Origin of the sequence: Streptomyces sp. NPDC087263, assembly GCF_044744645.1 — a bacterium.
GTDB lineage: Bacteria > Actinomycetota > Actinomycetes > Streptomycetales > Streptomycetaceae > Streptomyces.
Map to the genome: position 1 here is coordinate 84997 of NZ_JBIUYT010000003.1, position 23715 is coordinate 108711.

Genomic DNA, 23715 nt, shown 5'->3' on the forward strand with positions numbered 1-23715 from the left:
GTCACTCTCCTTGGTTGCCGGGCCGGCCGTACCGCGGGACGAACCCGAGCAGTTCGGTACAGGCCGTCGTGTCGAACAGGGAGGTGCGGCCGGGCAGCGACGAGAAGGTCGGCACGCCCGGGTGGTAGCGGTCCATCAACTCCGCCGAGGGAAGAGGCGAGGAGGTGTCGGCGGCGGCGACATTCAGTACGTGGCATCCCGTGAAATCCGCCCGCAACGCCTGGTGCACCACGGCCGCCGCGTCCCGCGTGTGCAGCCAGCCCCACAGGTCGTGACGGTGGGCTCCCGGGTCCGCCGCGACACGGGCGAGCTGGTCGCGCAGCCGCTCCCCGCTGCCGGTGAACGGGAAGCGCAGACAGACGATGTCCGTGCCCCAGCGGCGGTGCGTGCTGCGGGCGGTCTCCTCAAGGACGGCCTTCGACAAGCCGTAGGGATCGCGGATGAGCAAGGGGTGTTCCTCGTCCAGCGGCACATAGAGGGGCGAGACCGGGACGGGCGACCAGGCAAGCCCGACCGCCGCCAGGCTGGAGGCGGCCACGATCCGGCGGACGCCCGCGCGGCCCGCCTCGTCCAGAACGCGGTGCGCGGTCAGGCAGTTGGTGGCGAACAGGGCACTGGGATCATCCGTGTTGGGGTGCGGTATCGCCCCGAGGTGGACGACCGCCTCCACCCCGTCGACCGCCTTGCGTACCAGGTCGGGATCCTGGAGGTCCCCGATGTGCACGCGCTCGGCCGAAGGCGCCTCGAACGGAACGAGGTCGGTGGCCACGACGTCGTAGGAGGCCGCGAACAACTTGGCCAGGACGTGCTGCCCGATGTGGCCCGCGGCGCCGGTCACCAGGACGCGCATCAGCCCTTCACCGCCCCGACCAGCCCGTTGACGAAGTACCGCTGGAGGCTGAGGAAGAGCAGGATCACCGGGATGACGACGATCAGGGCGCCCGCCATCAGGTTGTTGTAGTGCGGCACGTTCTGCGCGGACAGCGTCTGCAGACCGAGGGGAAGCGTGTACGTCGACGGATCGTTCAGGGACACCCGGGTGAGCAGGAACTCGTTCCACGTCGGGATGGCGGTGAGCAACGCCACCGTGATCAGGGCGGGTTGGGCGAGCGGCAGATACACCCTGGTGAAGATCCGCAGCTCGCTCGCGCCGTCCACCCGGGCCGAGTCCCGCAGTTCGCCCGGCACCGCCAGGAATGCGCCGGTCATGAGCAGGATCGACAGCGGGGCGCCGCCGTTGACGAACGGCAGGACGAGCCCCCAGTGCGTGCCGAGGATGCCCAGCTTGTTCTCCAGGAGCACGATCGGCAGCATCACCGTGATCCCTGGCACGAACAGCAGGGAGATGAAGAGCTTCTGCAGGACTCCGCGCCCCGGGAAACGAAGGACCGCGAACGCGTATCCCGCGGCTGCGTAGACCACCAGGGTGAGGGCCACGGTGTACCCGGTCACCAGCAGGCTGTTCAGGAAGAAGTCGAAGAAGTGCAGCTCGTTCCAGGTGTCGGCGAGCGTCTGGAACGTGGGGTTGTCGGGGATGAGATGCCCGCCGCGTACGACCTCGATCTGGTCCTTGAAGGCGGCCGACACCATCCACAGGAATGGATAGGCGCTGACCAGGCCGTACGCGGCGAGCAGCACGCCCACGACGGTGCGGGCCACGATCCTGCGGGCGCCGCCCGGTGTACGGGCACCGGAGCGGGCCGGGGAAATCGCTGTCATGTCTTGCTCCGCAGCGCTCGAAGGTTGATCAGGGCCAGGACGAGGGCGGCGGCGAACAGGATCCAGCCGAGCGCGCTGGCCAGGCCGAGCGTGGGCGAGAGGTTCTTGAGGAACGCCAGGCGGTACGCCTCAAGGCCGAGGACGTTCGTGTGGTCACCCGGTCCGCCGAGGGTCATCACCAGGAAGGGCTGGAACCCCTGTAGGGACTCGCGCAGGTTCAGCAGCACCACGATCGCCGTGATGGGGCGCACCAGCGGCCAGACGACCGACAGGTTGGTGCGCCACCACCCCGCGCCGTCCAGCTGGGCCGCCTCCAGGACACTGCGGTCGATGCTCTGAAGGCCGGTGAGATACAGCAGCATCGCGACCGGGACCGCGACCCAGACCGTCACGACGACCATCGTCGCCATGGCGGTGGACGGATTGCCCAGCCAGCCCTGCGGCTGCTCCAGCGAACCCAGGCCGACACTGCCGAGCAGGGCGTTGACCGCGCCGTCCGGTTGCAGGATGTACTGCCAGGCGAAGAAGACGGCGATGCCGCTGGTGACGTACGGCAGGAAGTACACGGACCGCAGCACGGACTGGAACCGCTTGACCTGGTTGAGCAGCACGGCCAGCGGAAACGACACCAGGACCGTCAGGGCCGGCGCGGCGAGCATCACCCAGAAGGTGTTGAGCGCGGCGTGCCGCACCCGGGGAGCGAAGACCGGGTCGCGCCACAGCAGGTCGGCGTAGTTGTCGAGGCCGACCCAGGTCCAGTTCGGTGCGAAGCCGTTCCACTGGGCGAAGGACAGAGCGAAGCCGTAACCCACCGTGTACAGGCCCATCACCGCGAAGAGCACCACCGCCGGGGCGACGAACAGATACCCGGAGACGGCTTCGTACCCGCGCCAACGGCGGGGCGCCGGGGGAGTGGCCGCGGTCCTCACCGCGCGGTCACCCGCGCGCTCCACCCCCTTCGGCGCGGTCTGCCGGGGAGCGGTGGTCACTGGCCTGCCGCTTTCCAGTACGACTGGTTGAGGCTCCTGAGCTTCTGACCGGTCTCCTCGGCCGAGGTCTGCTTGAGCGGTGTCAGGTCGGCGAGGATCGCGCCGGCGTCGTCCTGCTCGTATCCGATCGGGAGGTACGCGTCGTTGCGCGTGGGGTCGTAGGTCGTCTCGGGCGTGCCCTTGAAGCTGTCGACCATGGCGCTGAGCGTGGGTCCGAGGATCTTGGCGGATTCCGCGCCGAGTTCGGTGGCGGGAAGGTCCAGGGAGTCCTTGGCGAACTGCGTGGCGACGTCCTGCTGGGAGAGGAACTCCATCCACTTCTTCGCGTTGTCGGGCTGCTTGCTCGTCGAGGTGACGCTGAGGCTCGTCAGGGCGAGCGGGCCGAGGGCGCGGTCGGGTACGGCGCCGTCCGCGGGGGCGGGCAGGCCGAAGGCGAACACGTCGTCGGGGTTCATGCCGTTCTGCTTGAGGAACGCGAGCGTGAACGTACCGCCCACGTCGAAGGCGGCCTTGCCCTGGGCGAACGCCTGGTCCGCCTGATCGATCGTCAGGGTCTGGGAGCCGGGCATCCAGTACGGGGTCAACTCGTCGTACATCGAGAGGACTTTGACGCCGTTCGGCGAAGCGAAGTCGCCGCTGGTGTCCTTCGCCCACAGGTTCTCGTAGGCTTCCCGTCCCAACTGGGCGTAGGCCAGCGGCTGTAGTACCCAGGTCAGGCCCGTGGCCTGCACCTTCAGGCCCAGCGAGAGCCCGCCGTTCGTCGAGTCCTGCGCCTTGGTCGCCTTGAGCGCGGCGATGAACTCCGCCCAGTTCGCGGGGGCCTTGGTGATGCCGGCCTCGGCGAGCACCTTCTTGTTGGCATAGACGATGCCGAAGGTGCCGACGCTGAGGGGCACGCTGTAGCGGGCGCCCTTCTCGATGCCGTGGTCCTTGGCCTCCTTGTTCAGGGAGTTCTGGTACCGCTGCTCGGTGACGAGCCCGGACTCCTGAACGGCCTGCTGTATGCGCCCGGACCAGTCGCCCTTGAAGTCGTCTCTGAGGTCCGACACGATCCCGGCCGCGCCCAGGACCCGGTCCTCCCCGTCCGAGTGCACTTCGAGCACATCCGGCAGGTCACCGGTCTTCGCCGCGCTCTGGACCTTGGTCGTGTACGCGTCGTCGGGGGTGTAGACCTCGACGCCGACCGAGATGCCGGTCTCCTTCTCGAACTCCTTGGCGGCGGTGCGCAGCGCGCTCACATGGGACTGCTTGAACGTCCACATCTCCAGCGAGTTCGAGTCCCCCGATCCGGAGGAGCCGCCACAGGCGGTGAGAGAGGTGAGCGAGAGCGCCGTGGCCACTGCCGCCGCGACAAGCCGGGCTTTTCGTGCAACAGGTATCCGCATGGGCCCCTACCTAGGGTGGTCTACCGTTCAGAAGGCCGAATGGCGTTGGAGTGACTGAACTTAGAGTCGTTGTGATATAGCGTCAAGATGCATGCTGCGATGAGGTGTTGACCGGTCAGCCGAGGGGCGCCGGGGCGGGGAGGCGGAGGGCCAGTGGAATCGGTGACAGCGACAGCGCGCGGGCGCAAGGTCGAAGAGGTCAAGTCCGCCGCTCGGGTGCTCGAGGTGCTCGAACTCCTGGGGCGGGACGGCGCCAGGCTCTCGCTCGCCGAGATGGCGAGCGCCATGTCGGTGCCGAAGAGCAGCCTGCACGCGATCCTGCGCACGATGCAGGCGCGTCGCTGGGTGGACGTCGACGCCTCCGGCACCCGCTACAGCCTCGGTCTCAAGGCCCTCCTGACAGGCACCGCCTACCTGGAGGGCGATGACGTCACGAGCCTCGCGGGGCCCGTTCTCGACGCCCTCGCCGAGGAGACGGGAGAGGCCGTCCACCTCGGCAGGCTCGACGGCACGAACATCGTCTACCTGGCCAAACGCGAGTCCCGGCACGCCCTGCGAATGTACTCGGCGGTCGGGCGCAGACTCCCCGCGCACGCCACCGCCCTGGGCAAGGCGGTGCTCTGTCAGTACGACCCGGCGGAGGTGCAGCGCCGGCTCGACTGGCCACTGGAGCGGCTGACTCCGGACACGGTCGTCGAGCCGGACGCCCTGCTCGGCCAGCTCGCCCGGACCCGGCTGCGCGGCTGGGCCGTGGACGACGGCGAGAACGCGGTGGACATCCGGTGCGTGGCCGTCGCGCTCGGTGTGGCTCCGGACGGCGGCGACGCGATCAGCTGCTCGGCGCCCCGCAGCAGGATGGACGACGCACGCATGGAGGAGGTGGCGCAGGCCGTGACCGAGGCGGCGCACTCCCTGCGGACTCTCCTGAAGCGGATCGGGCAGCGCTGAGAGGTCCTTTACGCCCCCGGGGGATGGTGTTCCGGCCACCCCGATGTCATATTTGACAGGCCCGTTGACAAACCCGCCGGGCGCTTCGTACGTTCAGATGGCAGTACGTCATTCTGCTATCCGTACGCGGGAGTTCGCATGGCTCAGCCTGATGCCCGCACGCCCGTCCTTGCTCCCGTGCTCGCTCCGGCTCCCTGGGCCGAGGAACGCGGCGCGAAGATCCGCATCACCGCCGTCCGTACGTTCCTGACCGCCCCGCACGGCTGCCCCCACCTCGTCGTGCGCGTCGAGACCAACGAGCCGGGGCTCTACGGCCTTGGCTGCGCCAGCGATCCGCAGCGCACCCTCGCCGTCCGCGCGGTCCTCGACGAGTACCTCGCCCCGCTGCTTGTCGGGCGGGACCCCGACGACATCGAGGACATCCACCGACTGCTCCTCAACAGCGCCTACTGGCGCGGCGGTTCGGTCACCGGGAACGCCCTCGGTGGTGTCGACGTCGCCCTGTGGGACCTCAAGGCCAAGCGTCTCGGGGCGCCCCTGTACTCGCTGTTCGGCGGCCGGGTGCGCACCGGCGCCGAGGCCTACACACACGTCGACGGCGCCGACGAGCGGGAGATCGCCGACCAGGTGGCCGCAGCCCGGGAGCGCGGGTACCGGCACGTCCGCGTCCAGGCCGCCGTACCCGGCGCGGACACGTACGGCACCGGGGGAGCGGCCGTCGATCCGGCCGCCGTACGGGCCCGGCGCGTCCCCTGGGACTCGGCCGCGTATGTGAGGACCGTCCCGAAGATCCTCACCCGGGTGCGCGAACTCGTCGGCGACGAGGTCGAGTTGCTGCACGATGTGCACGAGCGGCTCGATCCGCGCCAGGCGCGTGACTTCCTCCGCCGTGTCGAGGACGCCGGCCTCTACTTCGTCGAGGACCTCCTCGCACCCGAGGACGCCGGGCATTTCGCGCGCCTGCACGCGGCGTCCCCGGTCCCGCTCGCGGTCGGCGAACTCTTCAGCGACAGCGCCCAGTTCACCGCGCTCCTCGGCGGCCCCGACATCGACTTCGCGAGGCTGCGCGTCCCGACGCTCGGCGGACTCACCCCCGCGCGCAAGATCGCCGCACTGTGCGAGCTGCGCGGCGTACGGCTCGCCCCGCACGGTCCGGCCGACGTCAGTCCCGTCGCCCAGGCGGCGACCCTCGCCCTGGACGTCTCCAGTCATGCCTTCGGGGTGCAGGAGGCGGCCACGTTCGGACCGGCTGTCGCCGAGGTCTTCCCCGGCACGGTCGTCGCACGCGACGGTTTCCTCGTGCCGCCCGAAGTCCCCGGCCACGGCGTCGACTTCGACGAGGTGGCGGCCCGTCGACACCCCGTGCCGGAACCGCTGGAACACGACCGCTGGGCCCTGCTGCGCAACACCGACGGGAGCGTACAACGACCGTGACAGACGCACCGCGACGAGTACCCGCGAACAACGCACCGCGACGAGCGCTCGTCGTCCGGGGCGGCTGGGAGGGCCATCAGCCGCTCACCATCACCGACCTGTTCCTGCCCTTCCTCAAGGACCAGGGCTACGCCGTCGAGACCTCCGAGTCCCTCGACGTGTACGAGGACGCGGACCTCCTCGCGGCCACCGACCTGATCGTGCAGTGCTGGACCATGGGCGAGATCACGCGTGAGCAGAGCGACGGCCTCGCCGCCGCCGTGCGCGCGGGTACCGGCCTCGCGGGCTGGCACGGCGGCATCGTCGACTCCTTCCGCGCCGACGTCGGCTACCAGCTCCTGACCGGCGGGCAGTTCCTGATGCATCCGCCCGGCTTCCACGACCACGACGTGCACCTGGTGCCCGAGCGCGCCGACCACCCCGTCGTCCACGGCCTGAGTGACTTCCGCGTCCACACCGAGCAGTACTGGGTGGCCACCGACCCGCTGATCGACGTACTGGCGACGACGACGTTCGAGCCCGGCGAGGAGCGGGGCCGAGCCGTCGTCATGCCCGCCGTGTGGACCAGGAACTGGGGTGCGGGCCGGGTGTTCGTGTCCACCGTCGGACACAAGCCGGACGACTTCGACGTGCCCGAGGTGCGGGTGCTCACCGAGAGGGGACTGCTGTGGGCGAGCCGCTGAGGATCGGCATGGTGGGCGCGGGCAAGATCAGCGGGGCCTACCTGGAGACGCTGGCCCGCCTCGACACCGTACGGCTCACCGCCGTCACCGACCTCGACCCCGACCGGGCGAAGGAGGCGGCTGTCCGGGCATCCGGCGACGTACGAGTAGCCGCTTCCGTCGTCGACCTGGTGACCGGGGACGACGTGGACGCCGTCCTCAACCTCACGATCCCCGCGGCCCACGCGGGAGTCGCCCTCGTCGCGCTGTCGCTGGGCAAGCACGTCTACGGCGAGAAACCCCTGGCGGCAACCCGTGAGGAGGCCGAGTCGGTGCTCGCCGCCGCCCGGGCCGGCGGACTGCGGGTGGGCTGCGCGCCGGACACCGTCCTCGGCACCGGCACCCAGACCGCCCGCAAGGCCGTCGACGACGGACTCATCGGCAGGCCGGTCGCGGCCACCGCGTTCATGGCCTCGGCGGGGCCCGAACCCTGGCACCCCGACCCGGAGTTCTACTACCAGCCGGGCGGCGGACCCCTGCTGGACATGGGCCCCTATTACCTCTCGGCCCTCGTGCACCTGCTCGGCCCCGTCGTACGCGTCACAGGCGCCTCGTCCCGGCCCCGCGCCGAACGCGAGATCGGCAGCGGTCCGCGGGCGGGAACACGCTTCCCGGTGGAGGTCGACACCCACATCACCGGCATCCTGGAACACGCCGGAGGCGCCCTGTCCACCCTCGTCATGAGCTTCGACGTCCGCGCCGCCCGGCTGCCCCGCATAGAGGTCCACGGCACCGACGGCTCGCTCTCCGTCCCCGACCCCAACAATTTCGAAGGGCTCGTCGAACTCCACCGCGGCGGCGGCTGGGAACCCCTGCCCGTCTCGGCCGGATACCCGACAGCCGGACGTGGCACGGGACTTGGCGACCTCGCCGAGGCGATCGCCACCGGGCGCCCGCACCGCGCGTCGGGCGAACTCGCCCACCACGTACTGGACGTGATGCTCACCCTGCTGGACGCCGCCCACGGCGGACGGTCCCTGCCGGTGAACACGACGTGCGAGCGGCCCGAGCGCGTGGAGCAGTAGCTCCCGACCGACGGCGGCAGGGCACCTCCTGCCGCCTTCACCCGCGCCCGGAATGTCATTCCAGTTAATTGACGCGAACGTCCTTTCGTGGTGCTGAATTCTCCTGACAATTTCCCGCAGTTACGTTGCGATCTGCAAGAAGAAGGAACGAGTGAGAGGCGTTGACTTGATAACACACATGGTTTTACATGGCGGTTACTGGCTGGACAGGAAGGGCTTCCGATGCATGACCGGAGTAAGTCCGGCGAAGAGCGCATAGCCGCATTCCTCAGCGAACGGCTCCGCCCCGCGTTGTATCCGCAGCGGCTGCCCATGGACATCGGCGCCTGGCACATTCCCGGAGAGCCGGTGCCCGTGGGCGTCGCGCTGCGCGCCGAGTACGCGCCGTTCACGGTGGGGGAGCCCTGGGGCAGCCCGTGGTCGACGAGCTGGTTCCGCGTCGGCGCGAGCGTTCCGGAGCGGTGGGCGGGTCGCCGCGTCGAAGCCCTCATCGACCTCGGCGGCGACCGCGGCCCCACCGGCGGCTGTCAGGCCGAAGCCCTCGTCCACGACGAACACGGCATCCCGCTGCACGGCCTGCACGCGCACACCGGCGCCGTCCCCGTCACGGCCTCCGCCCGTGGCGGCGAACCCGTCCGCCTCCTTCTCGAAGCCGCCGCCAACCCGTTCATCGACGCGGCCACCGGCAGCGGCGTCCGCTACGGCGACCCGGTCACCGCCGGGGACGCGCCCCTGTACCGGTTCCGGCGCGCCGATCTCGCCGTACGCGATGACGACGTATGGCACCTGCTGCACGACATGGAGACCCTCGACGGCCTCATGCGCGCCCTGCCCGCCGAACTCCCGCGCCGCCACCGGATACGGATCGCCCTGGAGCAGGCGGTCGACGCCGTCGACCCCTGCGCCGTCGCCCGCACCGCCGAGGCGGCCCGCCGTGTCCTCGCGCCGGCACTCGCGGAGCGCGCCCACGCGTCGGCGCACACGTTCGCGGGCGTCGGGTACGCCCCTCTCGACCCCGGGGGCCTGCGGCCGCTGCGCGAGACGGTCCGTGGCTGTGCCCGCACCTTCAGCACGCTGGTCACCCTCGCCGAGGAGTACCCGGAACTCGTCGTCGGGGCCGCGTCGGCCCAGCACTACGCCTGGATGCGGGACCAGCAGCCGCACGTCTTCGAGCGGCTGCGCAAGGCTGTCGCCGACGGCAACTGGATCCCGGTGGGCGGCACTTGGGTCGAGCCGGACGTCGAACTGGCGGGCGGCGAAGCCCTGGTGCGCCAGTTCGTCCTCGGCCGCCGCTTCTTCCGCGACGAACTCGGCGCGGACAGCGAAGGCGCCTGGCTGCCCGGAGCGAGGGGCGCCTCGGCCGCCTTTCCGCAGATCGCCGCGCTCGCGGGCGCGCGCTGGCTCCTGACGAGGCGCCCTGCCGCCGGCCACCAGGCGGCGCCGCCCCACCACACCTTCCGCTGGGAGGGCATCGACCGCACCACGCTGTTCACCCACCTCGCGCCCGACACCACGGCGCTCACGGACGCCGTCACCGACAGCGGTCCCGTCACCCGCTCCCTGCTGCCCCTCGGCCGCGCCGCCGAGGGACCCGGCCGTGACACCCTGGAACGAGCCCGCAGGCTCGCCGACCTGGACGGGTCACCGCGCGTCGCCATGCGCCACCCCGCGCAGTTCTTCCGGGAGGTACGGGAGGAGTATCCGCTACCGCCGGTCCGGCGGGGCGGACTCGACCTCGCCCCGCAGCACGGCACGTACTCCGGCCAGGCCCGCACCAAACAAGGCAACCGCCGCAGCGAAGTCCTGCTGCACGAGGCGGAACTGTGGTCGGCGACCGCCGCCGTGCGCCACGGCGTCCCCTACCCGTACGACGAACTCGACACCCTGTGGCGGCGCGTACTGCTCCAGCAGAGCCTGCGCATCCTGTCGGGCAGCTCCATCGCCTGGGTCCACGAGGACGCCGAACACGAACACCGCGATCTGCACCGCCGGCTCACCCGCCTGGTGCGCCGCGCCGTCGGTGAACCCGACGGCGCCGGTGTCTGGAACGCGGCGCCGCACCCCCGCCGCGAGGTCGTCATCCTCGCCGCGGGCACCGGCCAGACATCCGACACGGCTCAGGTCCTGCCCGACGGGCGCCTCGCCGTACTCGCCGACGCACCCGCACTCGGCGCCGGATCCACCGGCCTCCCTCTCGACGGCACCGCACGCGTGACCGCGCACACCACGGTCGACGGCCAACACATCCTGGACAACGGCCTGTTGAGGGTGCGGGTGGACGCAGCGGGTCTCGTCCGCTCGGCCGTCGACCTGACCACCGGACGTGAGACCCTCGCCCCCGATGGCGCGGGCAACCTCCTCCAACTCCTGCGCGGCGAACAGGGTCGGGACCTGCTCGAAGCCGATCAGGTCGAACTGCATGCGGGCGGGCCCCTGTTGGCGACCGTGCGCGTGCGACGCGGCACGGGACGCTCGACGTTCGTCCAGGACCTGACCCTGACCGCCGGAAGCCACGCCCTGACAGTCGACACCGAAGTCGACTGGCGCGAGCGGGATACTGTCCTCAAACTGGCCTGGCCGCTCGACGTGCACGCCGAACTCGGCCATGCCGACGTGCAGTTCGGGCACGTCGCCCGTCCCACGCACGAGAGCGCCGACGGGAGCTCCCCGGAGTTCGCCGCCCACCGCTGGATCCACGTCGGAGAGCACCGCTGGGGCGTGGCCCTGGCCACCGACTCCACCTACGGCCACGACGTCACCCGGCACACCCGCGACGACGGCGGCACCACCACCGTCGTACGGCACACGCTGCTGCACGCCCCGAACGGCCCCGACCCGCACGCCGACCGCGGCCTCCACCGCTTCCGGCACACCCTGCGTCCCGGCGCCACCCTCGGCGACGCCATCACCGAGGGATACGCCGTCAACCTCCCGCTCCGCCCGGGCCCGGCCACCGGCCCACAGCGACCGCTCGTCCATGTCGACCACCCCGACGTCGTCGTGGAGACCGTGAAACTGGCCGACGACCGCAGCGGCGACGTCGTCGTACGGCTCTACGAAGCCCGCGGCGGCCGACCCCACGCCGTGCTCTCCGCGGACTTCGCCATCGAGGCGGTCCACGAGACCGACCTCCTGGAGGAACACCCCACACCCCGCCCCCATCTCCACGGCCGTGTCCCGCTCACCCTGCGACCGTTCCAGATCCGCACACTGCGGCTCCTGCGAGCCGGCCGACGCCAGGAGGACAGCAGCGGTGCCTGAACCACACCCCGACGTGGGCCTCGCGCCCGAAACCCTTGCCGTGCTGCGCGGTTGGGCCGGCAGCGAGGGCCCGCTCGCCACCCGCGCCCATGTCGTCCTGCTCGCCTCGGAAGGACTCCGCGACGCCGACATCGCCCGCCGCCTCGGGGTGTCACGGCAGACCGTCGGGAGCTGGCGCCACCGCTGGCACAGCGCGGGACTGCCCGGCCTGCGCCAGCGCCCGCGCACCGGCAGGCCCGCGACGGTCGACGAGGCCGAGGTCATCACCCGCGCTCTGCTGGCCCCCGGCGGCAGCGGCGCCAGCCGGGCCATCGCCCGCGAACTCGGCCTCTCCCACGCGACGGTGGCCTCGATCCGCCGCCGCTGGCAACTCCCGCCCGACGAGTCACCCGCGCCGTACGTTCCGACCCGGCCGCCCCTGCCCGGGGCCGACATCTGGGTCATGGGCCTGTACGTCGACCAAACGCGCGCCGTCCTCCTCGCGGGCACCCGGCCCCAGGCACCGCGGGCCGCCCCGGCCGCGACGGTGATCGGCGAGGACGTCCTGGAGGGTGTGGACCGGGCGCTGTCCACGCTCCGCGCCGCGACCGCCGCCGGGTCGTCGGGGACGGACGCCGAAGGGGACCGCACGTTGCTCGCCTACCTGACCGCCGCGGCCGAGCACCACCCGGACATCGCGCTGCACTCCATCGTGCTGTGGGAGAGCGGAGGCCCCCGGCCCGCCCAGGAGCACCGCCGGGCCCACTCGCCCGTCACCTTCCACGACCTGCCGGCCAGAACCACCTGGCGCGGCTTCCTGCGCGCCATGATCGCGCTGGACAGCACCAGCCACCCCGAGTCCTCCCGGCGCGTGTACCTCGACCTGGTCGCCGCCCTGCGACGGACCACCCACCGGACGCCCACGGAGGCCGTCCACTGGCTGCGCGAGAACGTCGCCGAGCACCTGCGCGCACCGCACCGGGGCGAACTCCCCTCCCACCCGGCCTCGTTCAGCGGCGTCAACCAGATCGACCTGGGCTCCTTCAACGAGTGTGTGGTCATCGAGTCCGTACGCCTCTCCGGCAGCATCACCCGCGGAGAGATAGCCCACCGCACCGGCCTCACCCAGCAGTCGGTCTCCCGGATCGCCCGCTCGCTCCTGGACCGCGGCATCCTGGTCGAGGACGCCCAACGGCGCGCCACCTCCGGCAAGCCGCGCACCCCGGTCCGGCTCTGCGGCACCGCCGCGCACGCCCTCGGCCTGCACATCGACCCCGAGTTGCTCACGGCCGTGGTCATCGACCTCGACGGCGCGATCGTCTGTACCTGTACGAGACCGGTCAGCGCCGACATCGACCCCGGCGAGTTCGTCGCCCAGGTCGTCGCGCTGGGCCACGAAGCCCTGGAGAAGGCGCAGGGCGCGGTACGCGAGGACGGCCTGCTCGGCGTGGGCGTGGCCGTACCGGGGCCGGTGGACATCGCCTCCGGCACCGTACTCAACCCGCCGCTCCTGACGGCCTGGGACGATCTGCCGCTGCTGTACCTCCTCAAGGACCACTTCCCGTGCCGGGTGCTCATCGAGAAGGACTCGCTCGCGGCGGCGGCAGGGGAGCGGTGGATCGGACGTGACCGCAGGGCCCGGGACTTCGCCTACCTGTATCTGGGGACGGGCGTCGGCTCCGGGCTGTACCTCAACGGCGACCTCTACCGCGGGGTGAGCGCCAACGCGGGCGAGTTCGGGCAACTGTGCGCGATCGCGCTGGGGCGGATCGCGGCCGACGGCCGTCCGGAGCTGCTGCCGGAGTGCAACCCACCCGTGTCCGTACGGGACTTCGCCGCCCGGCTCGGTCTGCGGGTGCCGGGCGACGGCGGCAGCACCGCCGCCTACCGAGCCGTGGGACGGGCGGCAGCCGCCGGCGACCCCGCCGCGGTCAGCGCGGTACGGGAGGTGGCACGGGCGGTCGGCGGTGGCGCGCTCGGGCTCGTCGACCTGCTCGACATCGACCTGATCGTGCTCGGCGGCCCGTTCTTCACCGACGATGTCGCGGAGTTCTACCTCGACGAGATCGGCCGCGCGGTCAACGAGTTCCCCACCGCGCGCCGGCTGCGCCGCGTCGAGGTGGAACGCTCCGTGCTCAGCGCGGAGGCCGCCGCGGTGGGAGCGGCCTCCACGCTGTTCCATGCCGCGTTCACGCCCCGGCTGCGCGGCCGGGACCGTGCCTGAGGCTCCGGGTCACAGGGTGCCCGAGGCTCCTGGGCACAGGGTGTCCGAGGCTCACGCTCACAGGGTTGGCGCCGTGGGCCGTGTGGCGGTCAGCCCGATCTGCTGCTTCAGCATGCGGCCGCCGTCGCCCGTCAGCCGCAGGTAGTAGTCCGCGGAGCAGCGCGTGCCGTCCTCGTCCAGGGCCCAGATGCCCGAACCGGCGGGCACGGAGGCGCCGGTCTCGGCGGTCTTGGCGATCTGGTTGCCCTCGTTGAACTCGTCGTACATCGAGATGTAGATGCCCTGCGCGCCGACGCGGACCATGTTGTAGAACTGCCGCCACATGAAGTCGCCATGGGCGCGATGGCGCTCCTGGAGGTCGCCCGGCATCACACACGGCTGGTAGTCGATGCCATGGGCGTTGCAGTCCGCCTGGTCGGGTGTGTTGACGCTGGTGAAGAACTGGTCGGACTGGGCGGCGCTGGAGATCCGGCCCACCATCCACGGCGAGATCATGTTGAACGCGTGATACACGTCCGAGAACCCGGCGCGCGAGTCCTCGGTGCCGGTGCGCCAGTGCGTGGGCACGCCTCCGATGACGTAACAGCCCTGCGCCTTGAACCAGTTGACGACGTCCAGACAGGGAGCGGGCTCGAAGGGGCGCCCCGAGTCGTTGAAGCCGAAGCCCCAAATACACACGACCGGCTTTCCGTTCTGCCGCGCATAGGAACCCGACGACGTATGCGCCTGCATCTTGGACGTCCAGTCCTCCTTGATCTGGGACTGCATGGACGTCCAGCTCGTGACGTCGTACATGATGTAGAACTTGCGGCCGTTGGCCTCCGCGGCCTGCCGCACCTTCTGCGCCATCGCGTCCCGCGTCGGACCTTCCGAGCCGAACGGGTTGAACCGTTGCAGCGCGGCGGTGTCGATCGCGTTCTCCCGCATCCAGCGGAAGTGCGTGTCGACCGTCTGCTGGTCCCACGAGGTGAACAGGGTCGCGGCCGCGCCGCCGGTCAGGTTCGGATAGTCGGTGGCGAACCCGCGACTGTACTCGCGCATGTCGGGCCACGACTTGATGGTCGTGTTGGACAACGACGGCGGACGGCTCATGTCCTGGCTCCAGTGCCACCAGCCGTCGATCGGGGCGCCGTCGCCTTTACAGGCGAACCAGCCCTGATAACCGACGGATATCTTGCCGACGACGTCGCCCGGCGGGCTCGCGGCCGGCGTGGCGACCGCCTGCTGGAACGCGCCTGTACCGACTCCCGCCGTGGCGGCGAGCGCAGTACCGAGAAGAGTTCGTCTTGTGATGCTCACGGAGAATTCCTCCTTGTGGGGGTTCTCCGAAAGTAGGGGAATTCCGCAGTCCGCTACAAGCTGCCGGAAGTGAATATATCGAGGGCCCCGGCAATTGATTTGTCAGGCCTCTTATTTTCCGACTTCCGATTCCACCGAATTGTGAAGCGCCCTCGGAACGGGTTGATCGGCTAAGAACCATGATGTACGCCGGGCCCGACCACCACCCCGACTGCCGGGCCGCGGCCCCTACGCCGGGTAGCGTGAATGTCTCGCAATGAGACACCCGAACCCCCACCGCACACCGCATGATCAAGAGTGGCAGGTGCTCGTTCACACCCTCAGGAGCCTTCCGGTGCAGACCGTCGAGACCGAAGTACTCGTCATCGGGAGCGGCCCCGCGGGCGCCTCGGCCGCGCTGGCCCTGAGCACGTACGGCGTACCCAACATCGTCGCGACCCGCTACGCCCGCCTCTCCGACACCCCCCGCGCGCACATCACCAACCAGCGCACGATGGAAGTGCTCCGCGACCTCGGCGTGGAGAGGGACGTCATCGCGCAGGCCACCCCGCAGCACCTGATGGGCAACACGACCTTCTGCACCAGCCTCGCCGGCGAGGAACTGGGCCGGGTCCGCTCCTGGGGCAACGACCCGCTCGTCCAGGCCGCGCACGAACTCGCCAGTCCCACCCGCATGTGCGACATGCCGCAACACCTCATGGAACCGGTACTGGTCAACGCGGCGGTCGCGCGCGGCACCTCCTTGCGCTTCGAGACCGAGTACCTGTCGCACACCCAGGACGCCGACGGGGTGACGGCCACCGTCCGCGACCGGCTGCGCGGAGACACGTACGAGATCCGCGCCAAGTACCTGATCGGCGCCGACGGCGGCCGCTCCAGGGTGGCAGAGGACGCGGGCCTGCCGATGGGCGGCCAGATGGGTGTCGCGGGCAGCATCAACATCGTCTTCGACGCCGATCTGACCAAGTACACCGCGCACCGCCCCTCCACCCTCTACTGGGTGCTGGCGCCCGGCGCGACCGTCGGCGGCATCGGCGCGGGCCTGGTGCGCAACGTCCGCCCCTGGAACGAGTGGATGATCGTCTGGGGGTACGACGTCACGGCGGGCGCCCCCGACCTGACCACCGAGTACGCGGAGTCGGTCGTCCGGCAGCTCGTGGGCGACGACGAGATCCCGGTGACCATCAAGTCGTCCTCGGCGTGGACGGTCAACGAGATGTACGCCGAGACGTACTCCAACGGCCGCGTCTTCTGCGCCGGCGACGCCACCCACCGCCACCCGCCGTCCAACGGCCTCGGCTCCAACACCTCGATCCAGGACGCGTACAACCTGGCCTGGAAGCTCAAGCTGGTCCTCGACGGCACGGCGGCCCCGAAGCTGCTCGACACGTACACCGCCGAGCGCGCCCCGGTCGGCAGACAGATCGTCACCCGCGCCAACAAGTCCATCGGTGAGACCGCCCCCATCTTCGAGGCCCTCGACGGGCTCTCCCCGCAGACCCCCGAACAGCTCTGGGCCAACATCGCCGCCCGCAAGGACGCCACCGAGGCAGCCGCCAAGCAACGGCACGCGCTGCGCGAGGCGATCGCCTTCAAGGTGTACGAGTTCAACGCGCACGGCGTCGACCTCAACCAGCGCTACGCCTCCGACGCGATCGTCCCCGACGGATCGGCGGATCCCGGCTTCGCGCGCGACCCGGAGCTCCACCACCAGCCCTCCTCCCGCCCCGGCGCCAAGCTCCCGCACGCCTGGATCACCTCCGGGACCCGCACCCTGTCCACCCTCGACACGGTCGGCCGGGGCCGCTTCACCCTGGTCACGGGCATCGGCGGCGAGGGCTGGCTGCGCGCGGCCGGGGCGCTCGACGTCGCGGTCGCCACCGTCGTCATCGGTCCCGGCCAGGAGTACGAGGACCCTTACGGGGACTGGGCGCGGCTGAGTGAGATCGCCGACGCCGGCGCCCTGCTCGTACGACCTGACGGATTTGTCGCCTTCCGGTACCCGACGGCCTCCGACGCCGCCGAGGAGTTGCTGGCGGCGGCGCTGCGACGGATCCTCGGACATGCCTGACGGGACCAGGAGAGTGGAATGAGCACCGAATACACGACCGATCTCACCGACGAGGTCGTCGACAGCTTCCGGCGAACCGCCGACCCCCGGCTGCGCGAGCTGCTGACCGCACTCACCCGCCACCTCCACGCCTTCGTCCGCGAGACGGAGCCGACGATGCAGGAGTGGGAACGGGCCATCGGGTTCCTCACCGCGACCGGGCAGATGTGCACGGACACCCGGCAGGAGTTCATCCTCCTGTCGGACGTGCTCGGCGTCTCGATGCTCGTCGAGACCATCAACGGTCACCGCGATCCGGGTGCGACCGAGTCGACCGTCCTCGGCCCCTTCCACATGACCCAGTCGCCGGTCCGTGAACTCGGCGCGAACATCGACCTGGTGGGCAGCGGCCAGCCGAGCGTGGTCAGCGGCCGGGTGCTGTCGGCGGACGGCACCCCGCTGCCCGGCGCCGTTCTGGACGTCTGGCAGGCCGACCCCGAGGGCTTCTACGACGTGCAACGGCCGGACATCCAGCCGCCCGGCAACGGACGGGGGCTCTTCACGGCGGACGTCGAAGGCCGTTTCTGGTTCCGCACCTGCGTACCGAGCCCGTACCCGATCCCGAGGGACGGCTCGGTCGGCGAGCTCCTGAAAGCGACCGACCGCCATCCCTACCGCCCCGCCCACATCCACTTCATCGCCTCGGCCGCGGGCCACGCCCCGGTCACCACGCACATGTTCGTGGCGGGCAGCGCGTACCTGGACTCCGACGCGGTGTTCGCCGTCAAGGAGAGCCTGATCCAGGACTTCGCCGAGACCGACGACCCGTCCCTGGCACGGAAGTTCGGCGTCCCGAACCCTTTCCGGTACGCGCACTTCGACCTCGTACTGGAGGCGGCATGACCACCTCGCTCGACTTCTCCTACGAGAGCCGGCCCGGGCGGGTCGTCTTCCGACCCGGCGCTGCGGTGAGCGCGACACCGGGCGAGGTCGCCCGGCTCGGACTGCACAGGGTGCTCGTGGTCTGCGGGAGCCGGGGCTCGGAGGTCGCGCGGGCGGTCGCCGACGCGCTGGGCGACTCCTGTGCGGGGCTGCACGCCGAGGCCCGTATGCATGTACCCGTGGCGGTCGCCGACCGGGCGGTCGAGGTGGCGCGGGCCCTCGGCGCCGACGGCTGTGTCGCGGTCGGTGGCGGCTCCTCGATCGGCCTCGGCAAGGCGATCGCGCTGCGCACCGGACTGCCGCTGATCGCCGTGCCCTCCACCTACTCCGGCTCCGAGATGACCCCCGTCTGGGGCCTCACCGAACACGGCGCCAAACGCACCGGACGCGATGCCGTCGTCCAGCCCCGAAGCGTCGTCTACGACCCCGAACTCACCCTCGGGCTGCCCGTCCCCCTCACCGTCACCAGCGGAGTCAACGCGCTCGCGCACGCCGCCGAAGCCCTGTACGCGCCCGACGCCTCGCCCCTCGTCTCCCTCATGGCCGAGGAGGGCGTACGGGCGATGGCCGGGGCCCTTCCCAGGGTGGCCGCCGCCCCCGGCGACCTCGACGCGCGTGGCCGCGCCCTCTACGGCGCCTGGCTCTGCGGAGCCTGCCTCGGCGCCACCACCATGGGCCTGCACCACAAGCTGTGCCATGTGCTCGGCGGCACCTTCGGCCTGCCGCACGCCGAGACCCACACGGTGGTCCTCCCGTACGTCCTCGCGTACAACGCGTCCGCCGCCCCCGACGCGATCGCCGCCCTGTCCCGCGCCCTGGGCACCGACGACGTCCCCCGCGCCCTCCACGACCTGGCCGGAGACCTCGGGGCTCCCTGCTCGCTCGCCGAACTTGGCCTGAAGGAGGCCGACTTGGCGGTCGCCGCCGCACAGGCCACGACGACGGCGTATCCCAACCCCCGCGAGGTCACCGCGAGCGGGGTACTCGGCCTGCTGACCGCGGCGTACGAAGGCTGGGAGCCGCGGAGCGACGCCTTCTAGGGGCGCCGAGGAGGGCGGTCGGCCGCTTTCCCGGGGGCAGCACGCGGTTCGCTTACCGCGGCGGTGGCAAGTGACCGGGCAGGGGAGGGCAGGGGAGGGGGCAGGGCAGGGCTCGCGGACGATGCATGGCGTGAGCCGGTCCGGGTCCGTCGATACGGCCTGTCTCGACACGGCCTGTCTTGACACGGTCAACGGTGGTCCGTCAACCAAGGCCATGTCCGGGGGAGTTGGCACAAGCACCCCGCCTGCCCGCGCTCGCCGCATCGGTTCTCGTACTCGCGCCGGCTGCGGGGCGACCCCGGCTCCGCTTCCGCCTGATCGGCCGCCATGGATTGGCTGACCTTTCATCACTCGGACACCTCCTGACTCTGGCGTTTTCGGGCACGCACCGAAAGGATGACCTGGGCATGCCAATAGACCGCCCCGAACTGCCCCCACACCGCGGTCGATCAGGAGGACGCAGTGAAAGTAAAGTCGCGCATCGGCAAGGTCTCCCTCATCTTCGGCAGCGCCGTGGCGCTGGTCGTTGCCTTTCCGGGCATCGCCCTCGCCGACCCGCCGTCGGCTCTGCCGGCCAACGCGAACGGGCTGGAGCAGACGTTCCAGCCGGCCTACGACTACGACACGGACGGCTGCTACCCGACCCCCGCCATCGGTCCCGACGGGACCATCAACCCCGGCCTCAACCCGACCGGTGCGCTCAACGGCTCGTGCCGCGACTCATGGGACCTGGCCAACACCAACGGGTACTCGCGGGAGAAGTGCAACAACGGCTGGTGCGCGATCATGTACGGCCTCTACTTCGAGAAGGACCAGGCGGTGGCCGGCAGCAGTATCGGCGGGCACCGCAACGACTGGGAGCACGTCGTCGTGTGGGTGCAGGACAACGTTGCCAAGTACGTCTCCACCTCCGCCCACGGCGACTTCAACACCTACAGCAGCGACCAGATCCGCTGGGACGGAACGCACCCCAAGATCGTCTACCACAAGGACGGGATCAGCACGCACTGCTTCCGCCCCGCGACCTCCGGCGACGAGCCGCCGGAGAACCACCAGCAGACCTGGCAGTTCCCCCGCCTGGTCGGCTGGGACGGCTACCCGGCCGGTCTGCGCGACAAACTGAACGCCTACAACTTCGGCAGCGCCGTCTTCGGCCTCAAGGACGGCAACTTCAACTACCACCTCGACCTGGCGAAGCCTGATGGGATCGCGTTCGACCCCAACGCCTGACGAACTGAACCCCGGGGGGCGCCCGGCACATCGTCGCTCCCCGTCCTCAGCCCCGTAACCCTCCCCTGTGCGACGGGACGGTGACCGCCAGTGCGAGTCCGGCCACGCGCGTGAGGTAGGGTTTACCTGCGTGAACACGGGGGTGACTCCGGGTGGAACGCATCGGGACGTGGCGCAGCTTGGTAGCGCACTTGACTGGGGGTCAAGGGGTCGCAGGTTCAAATCCTGTCGTCCCGACGGTGCGAAGGGTCTTCGCAGGCGAGAGCCTGTGGGGGCCCTTTTCCCATGCCGGCCGCTCAGCCGGTGGGCGAGGGAAGTTCGGCGTGCCCCGGTCGTAGGCGGTGTCGGCGTCCGCGGTGGACTCGTGGTCGGCGAGCGGGAAGTCGCCGACGGTCAGGTGCGGGCCGCGGTGCGGACAGGAATGCCCGGTGCCCAGCGGCGTGAGCTGCGTCGCGCGGATGTCCGCCGTGGGCACCGATCCTGGAATGGCGGGGAGAGCGGCGGCCGTCGCGCTGCTGGTGCCGGTCGGGCGCGGCATCGGCGCGGTGTGCACCACTTCTACGGCGTCGGCACCGGGTCCCGCCAACTGCGGCTGTCGATCGGCACGTTGACGCCGGGCCGGATCGGGGCGGGCCCGGACCGATCCGGCCGCGGTCGTCACCGCGGGCCTGCGGACCGAACCGACGGCGGCAGCGGCGGCCACCACGGGGGCCGTGTCGTGATCCGCACCCTGGCCGTCGTCGGCTCCGGACTCATCGGCACCTCGGTGGCGGACGCCTGGCGCAAGGTGCGGGTCCAGGTGTCCTGACCGCGATGATTCCGCGGTCAGGAGCGCCGCCCTGCTCGGTGCCGGAGCGCAGCCGCCGCCCGCCGAACCGGTGCGCCTGGCCCCGTGCCTGTTGCTCGGCGGCTACACGGACGTGGCCGGCGTCAAGTCCGGATTCGAGCAGTCGAGGTGGGCTTGGGCTGCGGCCTCCTCGATCTTCCTGCCCGCATGCTCACGCGAGCGTCGCAGCTCGGACCCGAGCCGGCGCGCGCCGCCGTACGGCAGCTGACGCACTTGCGTGGAGGACGTCTCTTTTTGCTTCGGGATGTGGCCCGTGAGTGTCGGAACGGGACCGCCCCGGCCGGAAGGATCCGGCCGGGGCGGCTCAGGTCGCGGACCGGGGTCCGCGGACGGTGCGTCAGGCGAGGGTCGCGAGCGCGTCGTTCCAGGTGGCCGACGGGCGCATGATCGTGGCGGCCTTGGCGGGGTCGGGCTGGTAGTAGCCGCCGATGTCGGCGGGGGAGCCCTGGACCGCGTTCAGCTCGTCGACGATCGTCTGCTCCTGCGCGCCCAGCGTCTCGGCGAGCGGGCCGAAGACCTTGGCGAGGTCCGCGTCGTCCGTCTGCTGCGCCAGCTCCTGCGCCCAGTACAGGGACAGGAAGAAGTGGCTGCCGCGGTTGTCGATGCCGCCGACGCGGCGGGTCGGCGACTTGTCCTCGTTGAGGAAGGTCGCCGTCGCACGGTCGAGGGTGTCGGCGAGGACCTGGGCGCGTGCGTTGCCCGTGGTCGTCGCGAGGTGCTCGAAGCTGGACGCCAGCGCGAGGAACTCGCCCAGGCTGTCCCAGCGCAGGTAGTTCTCCTTGACCAGCTGCTGTACGTGCTTCGGCGCGGAGCCGCCCGCGCCCGTCTCGAAGAGGCCTCCACCCGCCATCAACGGGACGATCGACAGCATCTTGGCGCTGGTGCCCAGCTCCAGGATCGGGAACAGGTCGGTCAGGTAGTCACGCAGGACGTTGCCGGTGACGGAGATCGTGTTCTCGCCGCGGCGGATGCGCTCCACGGAGAGCTTGGTCGCCTCCTGGGGAGAAAGGATGCGGATGTCCAGGCCCTCGGTGTCGTGCTCCGGAAGGTACCGCTTGACCTTCTCGATGATCACCGCGTCGTGTGCGCGGGTCTCGTCCAGCCAGAACACCGTCGGGTCACCGGTGGCGCGGGCGCGGGTGACGGCCAGCTTCACCCAGTCCTTGATCGGGGCGTCCTTGGTCTGGCAGGCGCGGAAGATGTCGCCGGCGGCGACGGCCTGCTCCAGGACGACGTTCCCGGCCTCGTCGACGAGGCGGACCGTACCGGTGGTCGCGATCTCGAAGGTCTTGTCGTGGCTGCCGTACTCCTCGGCCTTCTGCGCCATCAGACCGACGTTCGGGACCGTGCCCATCGTGGCCGGGTCGAAGGCGCCGTTTGCGCGGCAGTCGTCGAGGACGACCTGGTAGACACCGGAGTAGCTGCTGTCCGGCAGGACCGCGAGGGTGTCCTGCTCCTGGCCGTCCGGGCCCCACATGTGGCCGGAGGTGCGGATCATCGCCGGCATGGACGCGTCGACGATCACGTCGGACGGCACGTGCAGGTTGGTGATGCCCTTGTCGGAGTCGACCATTGCCAGCTCCGGGCCCTCGGCGAGCTCGGCGTCGAAGGACGCCTTGATCTCGGCGGCCTCGGGCAGCGACTCCACGCCCTTGAAGATGCCGCCCAGACCGTCGTTCGGGGTCAGACCGGCGGCGGCGAAGGTCTCGCCGTACTTCGCGAACGTCTTCGGGAAGAAGGCACGCACGACGTGACCGAAGATGATCGGGTCCGAGACCTTCATCATCGTGGCCTTGAGGTGCACCGAGAACAGCACACCCTCGGCCTTGGCGCGGGCGATCTGCGCCGTGAGGAACTCGCGCAGCGGCGCGACGTGCAGGACGGACGCGTCCACGACCTCGTCCGCGAGCACGGGTACGGACTCACGCAGCACGGTGGTGGAGCCGTCGTCACCGGTCAGCTCGATACGGAGCGAGCCCGGCGTGGAGATCACCGCGGACTTCTCGGTGGAGCGGAAGTCGTCGACGCCCATGGTCGCGACGTTCGTCTTCGACTCGGACGACCACTTGCCCATGCGGTGCGGGTGGGTCTTCGCGTAGTTCTTGACCGACGCGGGGGCGCGGCGGTCGGAGTTGCCCTCGCGCAGCACCGGGTTCACGGCACTGCCCTTGACCTTGTCGTAACGGGCGCGGATGTCGCGCTCCTCGTCCGACTTCGGGTCCTCCGGGTAGTCCGGAAGCGCGTAGCCCTGCCCCTGAAGCTCGACGACCGCCGCCTTGAGCTGGGGGACCGAGGCCGAGACGTTCGGCAGCTTGATGATGTTCGCCCCGGGCGTCTTCGCCAGCTCGCCGAGCTCCGCGAGCGCGTCGGGGATGCGCTGACCCTCCTCCAGGAACTCGGGGAAGAGGGCGATGATGCGCCCGGCCAGCGAGATGTCACGGGTCTCCACAGTGACACCCGCCTGCGAGGCGTACGCCTGGACCACCGGCAGGAACGAATACGTCGCCAGGGCCGGGGCCTCGTCAGTGTGCGTGTAAATGATGGTCGAGTCAGTCACCGGGTGCTCCGCTCCACGTCTGCAACATTGCTCGACATCAAGATATCTCCTGAGCGACCCGGGC

General features: G+C 70.6%; 17 protein-coding genes and 1 tRNA gene. 11 read left to right on the forward strand and 7 right to left on the reverse strand.

Translation table 11 applies throughout. The annotated features are described in order from the left end of the window. Window position 1: 1 nt before the first annotated feature. From ACIPC1_RS09720 to ACIPC1_RS09735, 4 genes are read right to left on the reverse strand one after another with little or no spacing between them, the layout of a single operon-like run. Complete coding sequence (locus ACIPC1_RS09720) at window positions 2–850, reverse strand: NAD-dependent epimerase/dehydratase family protein (protein ID WP_402515035.1); 849 nt, start codon at window positions 848–850, stop codon at window positions 2–4. After that, complete coding sequence (locus ACIPC1_RS09725; RefSeq protein WP_402515036.1) at window positions 850–1719, reverse strand: carbohydrate ABC transporter permease; 870 nt, start codon at window positions 1717–1719, stop codon at window positions 850–852. Before ACIPC1_RS09725 ends, ACIPC1_RS09720 begins: the two co-directional genes overlap by 1 nt. Beyond that, complete coding sequence (locus ACIPC1_RS09730; protein WP_402515037.1) at window positions 1716–2708, reverse strand: carbohydrate ABC transporter permease; 993 nt, start codon at window positions 2706–2708, stop codon at window positions 1716–1718. The genes ACIPC1_RS09725 and ACIPC1_RS09730 overlap by 4 nt, the downstream gene beginning before the upstream one ends. Next, the gene (locus tag ACIPC1_RS09735) at window positions 2705–4093 is read right to left on the reverse strand and encodes an extracellular solute-binding protein (protein ID WP_402515039.1); all 1389 of its coding nucleotides are present in this window, start codon (window positions 4091–4093) and stop codon (window positions 2705–2707) included. The genes ACIPC1_RS09730 and ACIPC1_RS09735 overlap by 4 nt, the downstream gene beginning before the upstream one ends. 162 nt (window positions 4094–4255) lie before the next feature. On the opposite strand from ACIPC1_RS09735, the gene ACIPC1_RS09740 reads away from it, so the two are divergent. The 6 genes from ACIPC1_RS09740 to ACIPC1_RS09765 all read left to right on the forward strand — a co-directional run bounded on the left by ACIPC1_RS09740 (window position 4256) and on the right by ACIPC1_RS09765 (window position 13686). Further along, a complete protein-coding gene (locus tag ACIPC1_RS09740) occupies window positions 4256–5041 on the forward strand; it encodes an IclR family transcriptional regulator (RefSeq protein ID WP_402515041.1) in 786 nt (261 codons plus the stop codon). Between the two features lie 138 nt (window positions 5042–5179). Beyond that, complete coding sequence (locus ACIPC1_RS09745; protein WP_402515043.1) at window positions 5180–6475, forward strand: enolase C-terminal domain-like protein; 1296 nt, start codon at window positions 5180–5182, stop codon at window positions 6473–6475. Next, on the forward strand, window positions 6472–7158 hold the full coding sequence (locus ACIPC1_RS09750; protein WP_402515044.1) for a ThuA domain-containing protein: 687 nt from the start codon (window positions 6472–6474) through the stop codon (window positions 7156–7158). Before ACIPC1_RS09745 ends, ACIPC1_RS09750 begins: the two co-directional genes overlap by 4 nt. Beyond that, the gene (locus ACIPC1_RS09755; protein WP_402515045.1) at window positions 7143–8222 is read left to right on the forward strand and encodes a Gfo/Idh/MocA family protein; all 1080 of its coding nucleotides are present in this window, start codon (window positions 7143–7145) and stop codon (window positions 8220–8222) included. Before ACIPC1_RS09750 ends, ACIPC1_RS09755 begins: the two co-directional genes overlap by 16 nt. Window positions 8223–8444: 222 nt before the next feature. Then, entirely contained in the window at window positions 8445–11483 is a 3039-nt protein-coding gene (locus tag ACIPC1_RS09760; RefSeq protein WP_402515047.1) for an alpha-mannosidase, read from the forward strand. Further along, window positions 11476–13686: an ROK family protein gene (locus ACIPC1_RS09765; RefSeq protein ID WP_402515049.1), complete on the forward strand. Its 2211-nt coding sequence runs from the start codon at window positions 11476–11478 to the stop codon at window positions 13684–13686. Before ACIPC1_RS09760 ends, ACIPC1_RS09765 begins: the two co-directional genes overlap by 8 nt. Before the next feature lie 57 nt (window positions 13687–13743). Here ACIPC1_RS09765 and ACIPC1_RS09770 read toward each other — a convergent pair whose 3' ends face one another. Continuing rightward, window positions 13744–14985, reverse strand: a complete 1242-nt coding sequence (locus ACIPC1_RS09770; RefSeq protein WP_402515052.1) for a glycoside hydrolase family 71/99-like protein — start codon at window positions 14983–14985, stop codon at window positions 13744–13746. A 334-nt stretch (window positions 14986–15319) separates the two neighbouring features. Here ACIPC1_RS09770 and ACIPC1_RS09775 point away from each other — a divergent pair, with 334 nt between their 5' ends. The 5 genes from ACIPC1_RS09775 to ACIPC1_RS09795 all read left to right on the forward strand — a co-directional run bounded on the left by ACIPC1_RS09775 (window position 15320) and on the right by ACIPC1_RS09795 (window position 20484). Further along, on the forward strand, window positions 15320–17056 hold the full coding sequence (locus tag ACIPC1_RS09775; RefSeq protein ID WP_402515054.1) for an FAD-dependent oxidoreductase: 1737 nt from the start codon (window positions 15320–15322) through the stop codon (window positions 17054–17056). A gap of 18 nt (window positions 17057–17074) precedes the next feature. After that, window positions 17075–17938, forward strand: coding sequence for an intradiol ring-cleavage dioxygenase (locus ACIPC1_RS09780; protein ID WP_402515055.1), 864 nt, complete (start codon window positions 17075–17077; stop codon window positions 17936–17938). Further along, window positions 17935–19017, forward strand: coding sequence for a maleylacetate reductase (locus ACIPC1_RS09785; RefSeq protein ID WP_402515057.1), 1083 nt, complete (start codon window positions 17935–17937; stop codon window positions 19015–19017). The genes ACIPC1_RS09780 and ACIPC1_RS09785 overlap by 4 nt, the downstream gene beginning before the upstream one ends. 462 nt (window positions 19018–19479) lie before the next feature. Then, window positions 19480–20247 carry an NPP1 family protein gene (locus ACIPC1_RS09790; RefSeq protein ID WP_402515059.1) on the forward strand — a complete coding sequence of 256 codons (768 nt, stop codon included), beginning with the start codon at window positions 19480–19482 and terminating at the stop codon, window positions 20245–20247. A gap of 163 nt (window positions 20248–20410) precedes the next feature. Continuing rightward, window positions 20411–20484: transfer RNA gene (locus ACIPC1_RS09795), tRNA-Pro, on the forward strand. Here the strand turns inward: ACIPC1_RS09795 and ACIPC1_RS09800 are convergent. Both ACIPC1_RS09800 and ACIPC1_RS09805 read right to left on the reverse strand, forming a co-directional pair. Then, window positions 20450–20953, reverse strand: coding sequence for a hypothetical protein (locus tag ACIPC1_RS09800; RefSeq protein ID WP_402515061.1), 504 nt, complete (start codon window positions 20951–20953; stop codon window positions 20450–20452). The two genes, ACIPC1_RS09795 and ACIPC1_RS09800, sit on opposite strands and share 35 nt — an antisense overlap. 478 nt (window positions 20954–21431) lie before the next feature. Next, on the reverse strand, window positions 21432–23651 hold the full coding sequence (locus ACIPC1_RS09805; protein WP_402515062.1) for an NADP-dependent isocitrate dehydrogenase: 2220 nt from the start codon (window positions 23649–23651) through the stop codon (window positions 21432–21434). Window positions 23652–23715 lie beyond the last annotated feature (64 nt).

Coding starts and splice junctions, on each gene's coding strand:
- ACIPC1_RS09720 (WP_402515035.1), bottom strand. CDS start 850: ATGCGCGTCCTGGTGACCGGCGCCGCGGGCCACATCGGGCAGCACGTC.
- ACIPC1_RS09725 (WP_402515036.1), bottom strand. CDS start 1,719: ATGACAGCGATTTCCCCGGCCCGCTCCGGTGCCCGTACACCGGGCGGC.
- ACIPC1_RS09735 (WP_402515039.1), bottom strand. CDS start 4,093: ATGCGGATACCTGTTGCACGAAAAGCCCGGCTTGTCGCGGCGGCAGTG.
- ACIPC1_RS09745 (WP_402515043.1), top strand. CDS start 5,180: ATGGCTCAGCCTGATGCCCGCACGCCCGTCCTTGCTCCCGTGCTCGCT.
- ACIPC1_RS09760 (WP_402515047.1), top strand. CDS start 8,445: ATGCATGACCGGAGTAAGTCCGGCGAAGAGCGCATAGCCGCATTCCTC.
- ACIPC1_RS09780 (WP_402515055.1), top strand. CDS start 17,075: ATGAGCACCGAATACACGACCGATCTCACCGACGAGGTCGTCGACAGC.
- ACIPC1_RS09785 (WP_402515057.1), top strand. CDS start 17,935: ATGACCACCTCGCTCGACTTCTCCTACGAGAGCCGGCCCGGGCGGGTC.